At 53.8% G+C, this 15,085-nt stretch carries 15 protein-coding genes and 1 tRNA gene; all 16 read right to left on the reverse strand.

The window, feature by feature from the left end:
* Positions 1-28: 28 nt before the first annotated feature.
* A complete protein-coding gene (gene nuoN / locus GBK02_RS13450; protein WP_203467141.1) occupies positions 29-1,507 on the reverse strand; it encodes an NADH-quinone oxidoreductase subunit NuoN in 1,479 nt (492 codons plus the stop codon).
* A 12-nt stretch (positions 1,508-1,519) separates the two neighbouring features.
* Positions 1,520-3,004, reverse strand: coding sequence for an NADH-quinone oxidoreductase subunit M (locus tag GBK02_RS13455; RefSeq protein WP_203467142.1), 1,485 nt, complete (start codon positions 3,002-3,004; stop codon positions 1,520-1,522).
* Positions 3,005-3,036: 32 nt separating this feature from the next.
* On the reverse strand, positions 3,037-5,112 hold the full coding sequence (nuoL, locus tag GBK02_RS13460) for an NADH-quinone oxidoreductase subunit L (protein WP_203467143.1): 2,076 nt from the start codon (positions 5,110-5,112) through the stop codon (positions 3,037-3,039).
* 2 nt (positions 5,113-5,114) lie between these two features.
* Positions 5,115-5,426, reverse strand: coding sequence for an NADH-quinone oxidoreductase subunit NuoK (nuoK, locus tag GBK02_RS13465; protein WP_203467144.1), 312 nt, complete (start codon positions 5,424-5,426; stop codon positions 5,115-5,117).
* Between the two features lie 13 nt (positions 5,427-5,439).
* On the reverse strand, positions 5,440-6,036 hold the full coding sequence (locus GBK02_RS13470; protein ID WP_203467145.1) for an NADH-quinone oxidoreductase subunit J: 597 nt from the start codon (positions 6,034-6,036) through the stop codon (positions 5,440-5,442).
* Positions 6,037-6,048: 12 nt separating this feature from the next.
* Entirely contained in the window at positions 6,049-6,537 is a 489-nt protein-coding gene (gene nuoI / locus GBK02_RS13475) for an NADH-quinone oxidoreductase subunit NuoI (RefSeq protein ID WP_203467146.1), read from the reverse strand.
* 10 nt (positions 6,538-6,547) lie between these two features.
* The gene (gene nuoH / locus GBK02_RS13480) at positions 6,548-7,597 is read right to left on the reverse strand and encodes an NADH-quinone oxidoreductase subunit NuoH (RefSeq protein ID WP_203467147.1); all 1,050 of its coding nucleotides are present in this window, start codon (positions 7,595-7,597) and stop codon (positions 6,548-6,550) included.
* A complete protein-coding gene (gene nuoG / locus GBK02_RS13485; protein WP_203467148.1) occupies positions 7,598-9,928 on the reverse strand; it encodes an NADH-quinone oxidoreductase subunit NuoG in 2,331 nt (776 codons plus the stop codon).
* A gap of 51 nt (positions 9,929-9,979) precedes the next feature.
* Positions 9,980-11,308: an NADH-quinone oxidoreductase subunit NuoF gene (gene nuoF / locus GBK02_RS13490; RefSeq protein ID WP_203467149.1), complete on the reverse strand. Its 1,329-nt coding sequence runs from the start codon at positions 11,306-11,308 to the stop codon at positions 9,980-9,982.
* Positions 11,308-11,781 carry an NADH-quinone oxidoreductase subunit NuoE gene (nuoE, locus tag GBK02_RS13495; RefSeq protein ID WP_203467150.1) on the reverse strand — a complete coding sequence of 158 codons (474 nt, stop codon included), beginning with the start codon at positions 11,779-11,781 and terminating at the stop codon, positions 11,308-11,310. Before nuoE ends, nuoF begins: the two co-directional genes overlap by 1 nt.
* Positions 11,781-13,034, reverse strand: coding sequence for an NADH-quinone oxidoreductase subunit D (locus tag GBK02_RS13500; RefSeq protein WP_203467151.1), 1,254 nt, complete (start codon positions 13,032-13,034; stop codon positions 11,781-11,783). Before GBK02_RS13500 ends, nuoE begins: the two co-directional genes overlap by 1 nt.
* Positions 13,027-13,632, reverse strand: coding sequence for an NADH-quinone oxidoreductase subunit C (locus tag GBK02_RS13505; protein WP_203467152.1), 606 nt, complete (start codon positions 13,630-13,632; stop codon positions 13,027-13,029). The genes GBK02_RS13500 and GBK02_RS13505 overlap by 8 nt, the downstream gene beginning before the upstream one ends.
* A gap of 19 nt (positions 13,633-13,651) precedes the next feature.
* Positions 13,652-14,128 (reverse strand): NADH-quinone oxidoreductase subunit B family protein, encoded by a 477-nt coding sequence (locus tag GBK02_RS13510; protein WP_203467153.1) that lies wholly within the window; start codon positions 14,126-14,128, stop codon positions 13,652-13,654.
* Positions 14,129-14,131: 3 nt separating this feature from the next.
* On the reverse strand, positions 14,132-14,506 hold the full coding sequence (ndhC, locus tag GBK02_RS13515) for an NADH-quinone oxidoreductase subunit A (RefSeq protein ID WP_203469410.1): 375 nt from the start codon (positions 14,504-14,506) through the stop codon (positions 14,132-14,134).
* A 62-nt stretch (positions 14,507-14,568) separates the two neighbouring features.
* Positions 14,569-14,653, reverse strand: a tRNA-Leu gene (locus GBK02_RS13520).
* 52 nt (positions 14,654-14,705) lie between these two features.
* Complete coding sequence (gene secG, locus GBK02_RS13525; RefSeq protein WP_203469411.1) at positions 14,706-15,080, reverse strand: preprotein translocase subunit SecG; 375 nt, start codon at positions 15,078-15,080, stop codon at positions 14,706-14,708.
* Between the last annotated feature and the right edge of the window lie 5 nt (positions 15,081-15,085).

The raw sequence follows: 15,085 nt of genomic DNA on the forward strand, positions 1-15,085 counted from the left end.
GTTTGAATACTAGCTACAGGCTTGCGTATCAGAGCGAACGCAATAGTGCATATGCACACAAGGACATGATCATCTGCGGGAAGATACCCAGGAAAGCAACAGCCAGTCCGTTGGCAGAAATCAGGATACGCATGTCCATGCCAGCGGTAAGCGGCGTGTCGTCTGTCGGCGCATCGAAGTACATCAGCTTGACCACACGCAGGTAGTAGAAGGCACCGATCAGCGAGAACAGGACAGCCACGATGGCCAGCCAGAGGTAGCCCGCAGCAACAACTGCCTGCAGAACCGAGAACTTGGCGAAGAAACCGATAAAGAACGGCACGCCAGCCATGGAGAACATCAGCATCAACATGATGCCGGCGAACCATGGGCTGCGCTTGTTCAGGCCCTTGAAGTCTTCCAGATTGTCAGCTTCGAAACCAGCGCGCGACATCAGCAGAATCATGCCGAAAGTACCGGCACTCATTAGCACGTAGGCGATCACATAGAACATCGCCGAGCTGTAGGCATTCAGCGCATAGCGGGCATCGCCGCTGACGACACCGGTGGTGATGCCGAGCAGCATGAAACCCATGTGCGAAATGGCCGAATAAGCCAGCATACGCTTGAGATTGGTCTGGGCGATGGCAGCCAGGTTACCAATGGCCATCGAGAGAACTGACAGAATGATCAGCATGGCTTGCCAGTCGGCGGCCATGGTGATCAGGCCATTGACCAGCAAACGCATGACGATGGCGAAGGCAGCCAGCTTGGGTGCAGAACCGATCAGCAGGGTCACCGAGGTCGGTGCACCGTGATAGACGTCCGGAATCCACATGTGGAAGGGAACGACGCCAAGCTTGAAAGCCAGGCCGCAAACCAGGAAAACCAGACCGAAGACGAGAACCGACTTGTTGACGCCACCACCATAGAGCCGCTCGGCAACGCCGGTGATTTCCAGGGTACCGGTAGCACCGTAGATCATCGACATGCCGTAGAGCAGCAACCCGGAGGCCAAGGCACCAAGAACGAAATATTTCATCGCCGCTTCGGTGGACACAACAGAGTCACGGTTCATCGCAACCATTGCGTAAAGCGACAGCGAGAGCAGTTCAAGGCCGAGATAGACGGTCAGGAAATGATTGGCCGAAATCATGACCATCATGCCCAGCGTGGCAAACAGCGTCAAAACGTAATATTCGCCCTTGTTCATCGCTTCGCGGGCAGTTACATAAGCACGCGAGTAGAACATGACCATGATCACGGTCATGTAGAGGAACAGCTTCAGCAAATCGGCCATCAGATCATCGACGAACATATTGCTGAACGTGTAGGCGATCTCACCGGTGCTGGTCGAGAACTGGATCAGCGCACACCCTACCAGGGTGAGTTGGCTAAGAACGAAGGTCACCGTGCGACGACTGTCCTTGACCATAAGATCGATCATCAGAATGGCCAGAGCCATCACCACCAGGAAAATTTCCGGTGCAGCGGGCAGGAGGTCGGGAATAACGAAATTGTCGAACATGTCGGCTACCGTTTATTGAATCTTGCTGATGGCGACGTGACGCAGCAGGTCGTTGACCGATGCATGCATGACTTCCGTGAAAGGCTGCGGGTAGAGACCCATCCACAGCGTGCAGATGGCGAGAATGCCCAGAATGGCGAATTCGCGCTTGTTGATGTCACTCAGCTCGGCAACATGATGATTTGCAACATCACCAAAAATCACGCGCTTGTACATCCACAGGGTGTAGGCAGCACCAACCACCATCGAACTGGCTGCAGCAAAAGCTACCCAGAAGTTGAACTTGACGGCGCCAAGGATGACCATGAACTCGCCGACGAAACCGGACGTTGCAGGCAAACCGGCATTAGCCATCGAGAACAGCATGAAGAAGGCTGCGAACTTCGGCATGGTGTTGACCACACCACCGTAATCAGCAATTTGACGGCTATGCACACGGTCGTACATGACACCGATCGAGAAGAACATTGCACCGGACACGAAACCGTGCGAAACCATCTGCACCAGTGCGCCTTCGATACCCATCGGGCTGAACATGAAGAAGCCCAGCGTGACGAAACCCATGTGGGCGATCGATGAATATGCCACCAGTTTCTTCATGTCTTCCTGAACCAGGGCGACGAAACCAATGTAGACCACAGCAATCAGCGACATGGCAATAACCAGGCCGGACAACTCGTGCGAAGCGTCAGGGGCGATCGGCAGCGAGAAACGCAGGAAACCGTAGGCCCCAAGCTTCAGGCCGATAGCTGCCAGTACGATCGAACCACCGGTCGGTGCTTCAACGTGGGCATCCGGCAACCAGGTATGCACCGGCCACATCGGAACCTTGACGGCGAAGGCAACCAAAAATGCGAGGAACAACCAGGTCTGAGCGCCCAGAGCAATCGGCAACTTGTGCCACTCAAGAATGGAGAAGCTACCGCCGGACTGGATGAACAGGTACATCAGTGCCAGCAGGAACAACAGCGAGCCGAACAACGTGTAAAGGAAGAACTTGAAGGCTGCATAAACACGGTTGGGGCCACCCCAGACACCGATGATCAGATAGAGCGGAATCAGCGAGGCTTCGAAGAAGACGTAGAACAGGACGCCATCAAGCGAAGTAAAGATACCGTTCATCAAGCCGGACATGATCAGGAAAGCCGCGTTGTACTGAGCGACCTTCTCCTGAATGACTTCCCAGCCTGCCGCAACCACGATAATCGTGACGAAGGCATTCAGCACCACGAACAGCATCGAGATGCCATCAACACCAAGGTGGTAATTGATGTTGAAGCGTGGGATCCAGGATCTGAGTTCGACAAACTGCATCCCTGGATTAGCCAGATCGAATCCGGTCCAGAGCGGGATGGTGATCAGGAAGCCGGCGATGGCACCAAAAAGTGCAAGCATCCGTGCCAGAGGTGCATTCCGGTCCGAACCGGTGGCGAGTACCACCAGACCGGTAACGATCGGAATCCAAACGGCGAAAGATAGCAGCGGGTAATTCGACATGTTATTCCTTGCTCTTCTGCGAACTGATCACGCTAGGCGCGGTTGATCCACAGGGTCATCAGTACAAACAAACCGATGATCATCGTGAAAGCGTAGTGATAAACGTAACCGGTCTGGAAGAAACGAGTCACGGAGGCAATCCAGCCAACCAGCTTGGCAGAACCATTGACGATGAAGCCATCGATGATTGCAACATCGCCGCCGCGCCAGAAAACCTTGCCCAGCAGACGCGCGCCACCGGCGAGCACCAGTTCATTGACCTTATCGAAGTAATACTTGTTTTCGAACAGGGTATTGATTGCCGAGAATCTGCGCTGAATGGCAGCCGGGATATCCGGGCGCTTCATGTAGAAGAACCACGACAGCACGACACCGGACAGGGCCAGAATGAAAGGCAGGCTGGTCAGTGAATGAATACCCATCGCAACGGCACCATGGAAGTGCTCGGACAGATGCTCCATCGCCGGATGGGCATGGTGATCGATGAAAATCACGCCCTTGAAGTAGTCACCGAAGACCATTGGGCCAATGGCAATGAAACCAATGAACATCGACGGAATAGCCAGCAGGACCAACGGTAGCGTAACGACCCAAGGCGTCTCGTGCGGCTTCTGCCCCGGTGCCAGACCGTGATGATGATCGTGATCGTCATGACCATGGTCATCGCCGTGCGCATCGGCATGGGAGTCATCGTGATGGACGTCATGGTGCGCATCGTGACCTTCATGTGCCTTGCCAAATCGTTCTTCCCCGTGGAACACCAGGAAATACATGCGGAAGGAGTAGAAGGCAGTCACGAAAACACCGGCCATCACAGCAAAGTAAGCGAATCCAGCCCCAGGAATATGGGACAGCGCAACCGCCTCGATGATCGAGTCCTTGGAGTAGAAACCAGAGAGGAACGGCGTACCGATCAGGGCCAGCGAGCCAATCAGCGAGGTAATCCAGGTAATCGGCATGTATTTGCGCAAGCCACCCATGTTACGGATGTCCTGATCGTGATGCATGCCGATAATGACGGAGCCCGCAGCAAGGAACAGCAGGGCCTTGAAGAAAGCGTGTGTCATCAGATGGAAGATAGCCACTGAGTAAGCCGATGCACCCAGCGCGACAGTCATGTAACCAAGCTGAGAAAGTGTCGAGTACGCCACGACACGCTTGATGTCATTCTGGATGATGCCCAGGAAGCCCATGAACAATGCAGTGATTGCACCGATCACGATCACGAAGGACAACGCTGTCGTCGACAACTCGAACAACGGCGACATGCGGGATACCATGAAAATACCAGCAGTAACCATGGTTGCTGCGTGAATCAGGGCAGAAATCGGGGTCGGACCTTCCATTGAGTCAGGTAGCCAGACATGCAACGGCACTTGGGCCGATTTACCCATGGCTCCGATGAACAGGCAGATACAGGTCACTGTCATCAACGAGACAGTTGCCCATTCGCGGTCGGCAAACAGGGAAATTGTCGTGTTAGCCAGTTCCGGGGCCTTCTGGAAAACGGTGGCGTAGTCAAGCGATCCGAAATGCGCCAGAACCAGGCCGATACCGAGAATGAAACCGAAGTCACCAACGCGATTGACCAGAAACGCCTTCATGTTCGCAAAAATCGCGGTTGGGCGTGTATACCAGAAGCCGATCAGCAGATAGGACACCAAGCCCACAGCTTCCCAGCCGAAGAAGAGCTGCATGAAATTGTTGCTCATCACCAGCATCAGCATGGAGAAGGTAAACAAAGAGATGTAGCTGAAGAAACGGTTATAGCCCGGATCTTCCTTCATGTAGCCCATGGTGTAGATATGGACCATCAGTGAAACGAAGGTCACAACGAGCATCATTGTCGTCGTCAGGGTATCAATCAGGAAACCCACTTCGAAACGATAGTCACCACTGGTCATCCAAGTGTAGACCGTGCCGTTGTAGGTGTGTCCCGCCAGTACATCCTTGAAAATGATGAACGAGGCAATGAAGGCAATCGCAACGCCCGCGATGGTTGCCGTATGAGCAACCCAGCGCGGAATCACTCGGCAAAAGAGGCCGGCGATGATTGCACCCACCAAGGGTGCAAGCGGTACGAGCAGGTAAAGTTTCTGCATTTCCATGTTTAACCCTTAAGGCTGTCCAGGTCATCCACATGGATGCTCTTCAGGTTGCGGAACAGCACGATCAGAATGGCAAGGCCAATCGCTGATTCGGCAGCGGCGACAGTCAGAATGAAGAAAACAAAAATCTGACCGGAAAGATCCTGGAGGTAATGCGAAAAAGCAACAAAATTCATGTTGACCGCGAGAAGCATCAACTCAATGGCCATCAGAAGCACCAAGAGGTTTTTCCGGTTAAGGAAAATGCCGACTACGCTGATCGCGAAAAGAATCGCGCCCAGAATCAGGAAATGCGAGAGTGACAAAGTAAGCATAGTCTTCCCGGGTTCAGTCTTTTTCAGCCGGCATCTGCAGGACGCGGATACGATCCTTCGCCTTGACGAAAACCTGCTGATTCGGATTGGTGTACTTGGATTTCTTGGGACCACGATAGGTCAGGACGATCGCTGCAATCATGCCGACCAGCAGCACAATCGAAGCCAATTCGAACGGGAATACGTAGTCCGTGAACATCAAGGCACCAATGCTCTTGGTGTTCGATGTCCCTGCGGCGACGACTGCTTCAGCGGCAGGTACCTGAAAGTACTTGCTACCCAGCACCAGCCCCATTTCGAGAACCATCAGAATGCCAAGCAAGGCACCCAGCGGCAGGTAGTTCCAGAACCCCTGACGAATGCGATCCATGTTGATATCGAGCATCATCACGACGAACAGGAACAGCACCATGACCGCGCCGACGTAGACCAGGATGATCGCGATAGCGAGGAATTCAGCCTGAAGCAGCGACCAGATACCGCCACAGGTAAAGAAAGCGAGAATCAGATGCAGCGCGGCATGAACCGGGTTACGGGCAGTAATCACCCGCAGGCTGGCAACGATCAGAATCGCCGAGAGAAAAAAGAAGACCAGTGTCTGAAAATCCATCACTTGTACCTGTTAGCGGTAAGCAGAATCGAGTTCACGATCTTTGGCAATCTGATTCTCGTAGCGGTCGCCGTTAGCCAGCAACATCTGCTTCGTGTAGTACAGATCACCACGTTTCTCGCCGTGGTATTCAAAAACGCGCGTTTCAACCACAGCATCGACCGGGCAGGCTTCTTCACAGAAACCACAGAAAATACATTTGGTCAGATCGATGTCGTAACGCGTCGTGCGGCGTGAACCATCATCGCGCGGCTCGGCTTCGATAGTGATCGCCATGGCCGGGCAAATTGCTTCGCACAGCTTGCAGGCGATACAACGCTCTTCACCATTCGGATAACGGCGCAATGCATGCAGGCCGCGGAAGCGGAAACTCTGCGGGGTCTTTTCCTCGGGGTACTGCACGGTGATCTTGCTGGCAAAGAAATATTTGCCGGTCACTGCCATGCCTTTCAACAACTCCTTGAGGAGGAGGCTGTTGAAGATTTCCTTCATCGAACCCATATTTATCTCCTCACTTCCAAATATTCAGCGGTGACATCATCCAGACGCCAACGACAACCAGCCAGACCAGACAAACCGGCACAAAAACCTTCCAGCCGAGACGCATCAACTGATCGTAGCGATAGCGAGGGAAAGTGGCACGGAACCAGAGGAAGAGGAACAGGATGGCGCCCACCTTGGCGAACAGCCAGAGAATGCTGTCAGGCAGGAAGCCAAACGGAGAAGACCAGCCACCCAGGAACATGATCGAAGTCAGCGTCGACACAAGGATCATGTTGGCATATTCAGCCAGGAAGAACACGGCAAATGCCATACCCGAGTATTCAACGTGGAAACCGGCAACGATTTCGGACTCGCCTTCGCAAACGTCGAATGGAGCACGATTAGTTTCAGCCACCCCGGAAATCAGATAGACCAGGAACATCGGCAGGAGCGGCAACCAGTTCCAAGAGAGGAAACTCAGTCCCCAACTAGCGAAGCGGCCCTGTTGCTGGGCATGGACGATATCAACCAAGTTCAGGCTGTTCGAAACCATCAATACGCAGATCAACGCAAAACCCATCGAGATTTCGTAAGAAACCATCTGTGCTGCAGCTCGCATTGCGCCAAGGAAAGCATACTTCGAGTTCGATGCCCAGCCGGAAAGGATGATCCCGTAAACACCCATCGAGGTGATCGCCATGATGTAAAGCAGGCTGGCATCGATATTGGCCAAGACCAGCGTCTCATTGAACGGTACGACCGCCCAAGCAGCCAGAGCAGGCGCGATAGCGAGCATCGGAGCGATGATGAAGATAGCTTTGTTCGCACCGCTCGGTACGACAATTTCCTTCATCAACAGCTTCAGGCCGTCAGCGATTGGCTGGATCAAGCCCCACGGACCGACTCGATTCGGGCCGATTCGCACCTGCATGTAACCGATTACCTTGCGCTCGGCCCAAGTCAGGTACGCGACGCTGAGCATCAGCGGAGCAACGATCAGAACGATCTTGAGCAAGGCCCAGACTGCAGGCCAAACGCCACCAAAGATGCCCGAACCAAAATTCATCAGTGCGTCCATTTATGCACGCTCCACGGAGAGGGTACCGAACATCTCGCCCAGTGCGGCAGTCGAGGCATGCGCTGCAGCAACACGGACACAACCTGCCGGTACGTTGTTGTCAAGCTTGGCGACAAGAACTGCCTCGCCGGAGCCTTGCTTGACGCGAACCTGAGCGCCGGCAACCAGCCCCAACTGAGTCAGAACCTGTTCATTCATCCGTGCAGTCGGTGCAACGCTATCTGCGGTCTGCTGCAACACAGGTGAGCGACGTACCATGGCGTCGGCAAAGTTGATTGGCACATCTGCAATGCGCTCAACCCCATCCTGACTTGCCGGCAGAGCAATAGCCACACCATTCAGGCCATTATCAAGACCGGCAACGAATTCGGCCCCTGCACCCAGCACTTCGTCACGCACTGCCTCGCTAGACTGGTAGTCAAAACCATCAAGATTCAGGACATTTCCAAGAACACGAAGCAGCTTCCAGGCCGGACGTGCGTCGCCGCGTGCTTTGACTACACCGTTAAAGCTCTGGATACGGCCTTCGATATTGACGAACGTACCCGCCGTCTCGGTATAAGGCGTAATCGGGAGAATCACATCGGCGTATTCAAGTGCTGGAGCATGCTTGAATGCGGAAGCGTAAACAACGAGGTTGGCTTGTTTAAGTGCGCCCAGAGTCAGTTGCGGGTTAGCACAATCAAATTCTGGCTCAATCCCCATCAGAACATAAGCCTTGCGCGGCTGCTCAAACATCTGACGTGCATTTGCACCGGAAGGCAGAGCCCAGCCGGCATGACCGCCGACCACGTTGGCACCTTCGCCGAGGAAACCAACAGTAGCGCTGGTTAGCTGACCGAGTTGGAGCGCCAGGGCATGTAATTGCGCGGCCTGAGCCGACTGGGTCGCAACGTTCCCGAGGAAGATCGCACGCTTTTCGCCTTCGATCAGGCTCTGTGCGATTTTCTTGCTGGTCTCGCATACGGCAACGCCTTCCAGACCTGCCGGAACAGCTGCGCCCTTCAATTCGGCCGCAGTCTTGACAATCCCGGCAAGCGAGCTGGCCAACTTGGATGGTGCAACCGCCATGTTGGCGTGAAAGCTGATCAACTGGTCGTCGGAAGTAACCGACAAGGAACTGACCTTGGTATATTTTTTGGCAGCCTGACGCAAACGCTGAGCGATCAGCGGGTGATCCTTACGCAGGAAAGAGCCAATCACAAGCGCGGCATCAAGATCCTTGATTTCAGCCAGGCGCATACCCAGCCAAGGCGTACCGGCACGCTTGAAATCAGTGCCAAAGTCACTCTGGCGCGGACGGAAATCGACGTTGCCGCTGCCCAGGCCCTTGAAAACCTTGCCCAGCAGGAATAGCTCTTCCAGCGTCGAATTTGGCGATGCCAGCGCAGCAATCGAGTCTCCGCCGTGAGTACGGGCGACATCCTTCAGACCATGAGCGACGTAGTCGAGTGCAACATTCCAATCAACTTCACGCCACTCGCCGCCTTGCTTCACCATCGGCTTGGTCAAACGCTCCTCGGAATTAAGCGCCTGATAAGAGAAACGTTCCTTGTCGGAAATCCAGCATTCATTGACCGCCTCGTTTTCACGCGGCAGAACACGCATCACATTATCGTGCTTGACTTGAACAACCAGATTGGCACCAACGGAATCGTGTGGACTGACCGACTTGCGACGCTGCAGCTCCCACGAACGCGCGGTATAGCGGAATGGCTTGGAAGTCAGCGCGCCTACCGGGCAGAGGTCAATCATATTACCCGACAATTCCGAGTCGACCGTACGCCCCAAGAATGTCGTGATTTCGGAATGCATGTTGCGATTGGCCATGCCAAGCTCCATGATCCCTGCAATTTCCTGACCAAAACGGACACAGCGCGTGCAGTGGATGCAGCGACTCATTTCCTCCATCGAAATGAGCGGACCGACATTTTTGTGGAAAACGACGTGCTTTTCCTCGGTATAGCGGCTCTTCATCGGGCCGTAACCGACGGACATATCCTGCAACTGACACTCACCGCCTTGGTCGCAAATCGGACAGTCCAGCGGGTGATTGATCAGGAGGAATTCCATCACGCCCTTCTGTGCCTTGACGGCCAGTTCCGAATGCGTGAACACCTTCATGCCGTTTGTGACCGGAGTCGCACAGGCAGGCAGGGGTTTCGGTGCCTTCTCAACCTGCACCAGACACATCCGGCAGTTGGCGGCAATCGATAATTTCTTGTGGTAGCAAAAGTGCGGAATATAAACCCCAACCTGCTGCGCGGCATCCATCACCGTGCTGCCATCGGGTACTTGCGCCTTCTTGCCGTCGATCTCGATTTCTAGCATGTCGCTACCTTGTAGCCAGTTCTTTCGTATCTATCGCTTGGAAGGTTGGGCTTAAGCCGCAACCTTGTGGAAACCACTACCCGCCCATTGCACATCCTTGGGCACAAGACAGCTCTTGTGCTCGATGTGGTATTCGAACTCGCTACGGAAGTGTTTGAGGAAACTTTGCACCGGAAAGGCTGCAGCATCGCCAAGCGCACAGATCGTGCGACCGGAAATATTTCCAAGAACACTACCCAGCAGATCGAGATCCTCGGGCTTGCCCAGACCGTTTTCGATCCGGTGAATAATCTTGTACATCCATGCCGTACCTTCGCGACATGGGGTGCATTGACCGCATGACTCTTCGTAGTAGAAGAAAGACAAACGCTCAAGCGCCTTGACCATGCATACCGTCTCGTCCATGACGATGACAGCTCCCGAACCCAGCATTGAACCGCCCTTGCTGATCGAGTCGTAATCCATGGTGCAGTCCATGATCACATCCGCCGGCATTACAGGGGCGGACGAACCACCCGGAATAACTGCCTTCAGCTTGCGACCACCACGCATTCCTCCACACATTTCGAGCAAGGTCGAAAACGGTGTACCAAGGGGAATCTCGTAATTACCTGGGCGATTGACATGGCCAGACACCGAAAACAGCTTGGTGCCACCGTTGTTTGGCTTGCCCAGGTTAAGGAAATCTTCGCCACCCATTTTCAGAATGAAAGGAATGCTCGCAAAGGTTTCGGTATTGTTGATTGTCGTCGGTTTGCCGTACAACCCGAAGGATGCCGGGAAGGGTGGCTTGAAGCGCGGCTGCCCTTTCTTGCCTTCAATCGACTCAAGCAGCGCAGTTTCTTCGCCGCAGATATAGGCGCCGTAGCCATGGTGAGCAAACAACTCGAAATTGAAGCCGGAACCAAGAATATTCTGCCCGATAAAACCGGCGGCACGAGCTTGGTCGAGAGCCTCTTCGAAACGCTTGTATTCAAGCCAGACTTCGCCATGCACGTAGTTATAGCCGCGGTTGGCACCCATTGCATAAGCTGCAATGGCCATACCCTCGATGACTGCATGCGGGTTGTAGCGCATGATGTCCCGGTCCTTGAATGTCCCGGGCTCACCTTCATCGGTGTTGCAAACAACGTATTTATCGCCAGGAAACGAACGTGGCATGAAAGACCACTTCAAGCCTGTCGGGAAACCTGCACCACCACGACCACGCAAAACGGACTTCTTGACCTCGCTGATAACGTCTTCCTGGGTAATCTTGCTCTCCAGAATACGTTTGAGTTGCGCATAACCGCCACGCGCCACGTAATCACTCAGGCTCCAGCTGTTATCGCCGTTCAGGCCTTCCATCAGGACGCCGTTGATCGAACCAAGCATTGCCATTATTTGCACTCCTCAAGCAGCTTGTCGATCTGTTCCGGATGCATGTGGCTGCACATGGAGCGATTATTGACAATGAATACAGGAGCATCGCCGCAGGCACCCATACACTCGCCCTCTTTCAGGGTGTACTTGCCGTCGCTGGTCGTCTCACCGTAGCCGACGCCCAGCTTTTTCTGCAGGTATTCACCGGCGTGATAGCCACCGGAAAGAGCACAAGGCAGGTTGGTACAGACTGTAATCTTGTACTTCCCGACCGGCTTGAGATCATACATGTTGTAAAAGGAAGCGACCTCGTAAGCTGCCATCGGAGCGATAGCAAGATAGTTGGCGACGGCTTCGATTGCCTCAGGGGGCAACCAGCCTTTTTCTTCCTGTGCGTGCGCGAGACAGGCCATTACTGCCGACTGAGCTTGATCAGCCGGGTATTTGGCAACTTCACGTGCGAACTTCTCGAGGGTTTCAGCGGAAAACATCAGCGGTCGATCTCGCCAAAAACAATATCCTGGGAACCGATAATCGTAACGACGTCGGCAAGCATGTGGCCGCGGGACATTTCGTCCATACCGGCCAGGTGAACATAACCCGGCGCACGAATCTTCATGCGGTATGGCTTATTTGCACCATCCGAAACGAAGTAGATGCCGAATTCACCCTTCGGGTGTTCGATAGCTGCATAAGCCTCACCCGGCGGAACGTGAATCCCTTCAGTAAAGAGCTTGAAGTGATGAATCAGCTCCTCCATGTTGGTCTTCATGTTTTCACGCGACGGCGGTGCAACCTTGTGATTATCAGTGATCACAGGCCCCGGATTCTTGCGGAGCCAGTCAATGCACTGTTTGATAATGCGGTTCGACTGGAGCATTTCTTCCATGCGAACCAGATAACGATCATAGCTATCGCCGTTCACACCGACCGGGATATCAAAATCCATCTTGTCATAAGCGGCATACGGCTGCTTCTTGCGCAAGTCCCAAGCAATCCCGGAACCACGTAGCATGGCGCCGGAGAATCCCATCTGGCGCGCACGCTCTGGTGTTACGACGCCAACATTGACCAGACGTTGCTTCCAGATCCGGTTATCGGTCAGAAGCGTGTGGTACTCCGCGTGATACGTCGGGAAGCGATCGGTAAAGTCTTCCAGGAAATCCAGCAACGAACCACCGCGATTACCGTTCAGTTCCTTGGCTCTCTTGGCGCTGGTCCAGGTTGAAGCTTCGTATTGCGGCATACGATCTGGCAAATCGCGATAAACACCACCCGGGCGGTAATAGGCGGCATGCAGACGAGCACCGGACACAGCCTCGTAGGCATCCATCAAGTCTTCGCGCTCGCGGAAGGTATAGAGCGCCATGGTCATTGCACCAACGTCCAGTGCATGACAACCAATCCAGAGCAAGTGGTTCAGGATGCGCGTAACTTCGTCAAACATGGTGCGGATGTACTTGCCACGCTCAGGCACTTCGATGCCGAGCAATTTCTCGGTCGCCAGACAGTAAGCATGCTCATTGCACATCATCGACACATAGTCGAGACGATCCATATAGGGCACGGACTGGACCCAAGTGCGGGTTTCAGCCAGTTTTTCAGTGGCACGATGCAGCAGACCAATGTGCGGATCGGCACGCTGGACAACTTCACCATCAAGCTCAAGAACCAGACGGAGCACACCGTGTGCGGCCGGGTGTTGCGGGCCGAAATTAAGCGTGAAATTGCGGATATCAGCCATGTGCGGGGTCCCCGTAAGTATCTTCGCGCACAATGCGCGGGGTATTTTCACGTGGCTCGATGGTTACCGGCTGGTAAATAACTCGTGCCTGATCCGGGTCGTAGCGCATTTCGACATGACCGGAAATTGGGAAATCTTTGCGGAAAGGATGACCGATAAACCCGTAATCAGTAAGAATGCGACGCAAATCATCGTGACCGACAAAGGCGATACCGAACAGATCAAATGCCTCGCGCTCAAACCAGTTAACACTGGTCCACACTGACGTTACCGAGTCGACCGCAGGAAAGGCATCATCCTCGGCGAAGACACGAACCCGTAGACGCCAATTGTTCGGAATCGACAGGAGATGCGAGACAGCGGCAAAACGCTTGCCTTGCCACACACCATCACCATAGGTCGAATAATCAACACCGCAAAGATCGATCAACTCATCGAAGCCAAGATCAGCTTCGTCGCGCAACGTCTGCATCACGGAAAAATAGTCGGCGGAAGCAACTTCAATAGTCACCTCTCCCAACGCAAGCGTCAGCGACTTCAGTTTTTCACCGAAGTGCTTTTGCAAATTCTGGCTAAGCGTTTCCAGCTTGGCGGACATAGTCAATCAGCCTTGGCAATTAACGAGCAATGGTGTTAGTACGGCGAATCTTGTTCTGCAACTGGATGATGCCGTACAGCAAAGCCTCCGCCGTGGGAGGGCAACCGGGAACATAGATATCGACCGGTACAATTCGGTCGCAGCCACGCACTACGGAATACGAGTAATGATAGTAGCCACCACCATTGGCGCAGGAACCCATGGAAATAACCCAACGCGGCTCTGCCATCTGGTCGTAAACCTTACGCAAGGCCGGCGCCATTTTATTGGTCAGCGTACCTGCAACGATCATCACATCTGACTGACGCGGACTCGGGCGAAAAACCACGCCAAAGCGGTCAAGGTCGTAGCGGGCGCAGCCCGCGTGAATCATTTCAACTGCACAACAGGCAAGACCAAAAGTCATTGGCCACATCGAACCTGTGCGCATGTAATTGATTAGCTTGTCAGCCGTCGTGGTGACAAAACCTTCCTGGAGAATACCTTCAATAGCCATGCTTTATTCCCATTCCAGCGCACCCTTGGCCCAGGCATACACGTAGCCAATAACCAGGATGGTAACGAAAACCAGCATTTCGACAAAACCGAACAGTTTGATCGATTCAGTCGCGACGATATCCTTGAAAATTGTTGCCCACGGAAACAGGAATGCAATTTCCAGGTCAAAAAGAATGAAAAGGATAGCAATCAGGTAATAACGCACGTCAAACTTCATACGTGCATCTTCGAAAGCCTCAAAGCCGCACTCGTAGGGAGAAAGCTTCTCTGGATCCGGCTTGCTGGGTGCAAGCAGGAAACCCATTGCAACCGGCAGAACGCCAACCGCAACCCCCACCAGGACGAACATCAGGATTGGAAAGTAGTTTTCCATGATCCGCCGCCAATTTTCAGTTTCTTGTACGAAACAGCGCACCTTACGGCCACTGCCCCAATGATTGGTGCCGACGGCGAGACTCGAACTCGCACAGCTTGCGCCACTACCCCCTCAAGATAGCGTGTCTACCAATTTCACCACGTCGGCACTACCATCTGCTTACCCGGCGAGGACTCGTTGCCAGGCAAACAGCCTTGCGTTACTTCGGAATATCTTTTGCCTTGGAAGCCGCATCAACCGGCACCACTGGCGCCTCAACGCCCGCAGACGCGGACCCCGAAACCGGCTGCGATTGTACCGTCTCTTGCATCACACTACCAGTCGTTTTTGGCTTATTTGACGCGACGTATGCCAAGGTCAAACTCGTCACAAAGAACACACCAGCAAGAATTCCGGTTGCACGACTCAGGAAATTTGCCGAGCCCGATGAGCCAAACAAACTACCCGAAGCACCGCTACCAAAAGCCGCACCCATGTCCGCTCCTTTGCCGTGCTGCATCAGCACCAACCCGACAATCGCCAGAGCCACAAGAATATGGACCGTCAAAACAACAGAGAATAACCAATTCATTATTTACG

The organism is Dechloromonas sp. TW-R-39-2 (assembly GCF_016864195.1).
GTDB lineage: Bacteria > Pseudomonadota > Gammaproteobacteria > Burkholderiales > Rhodocyclaceae > Azonexus.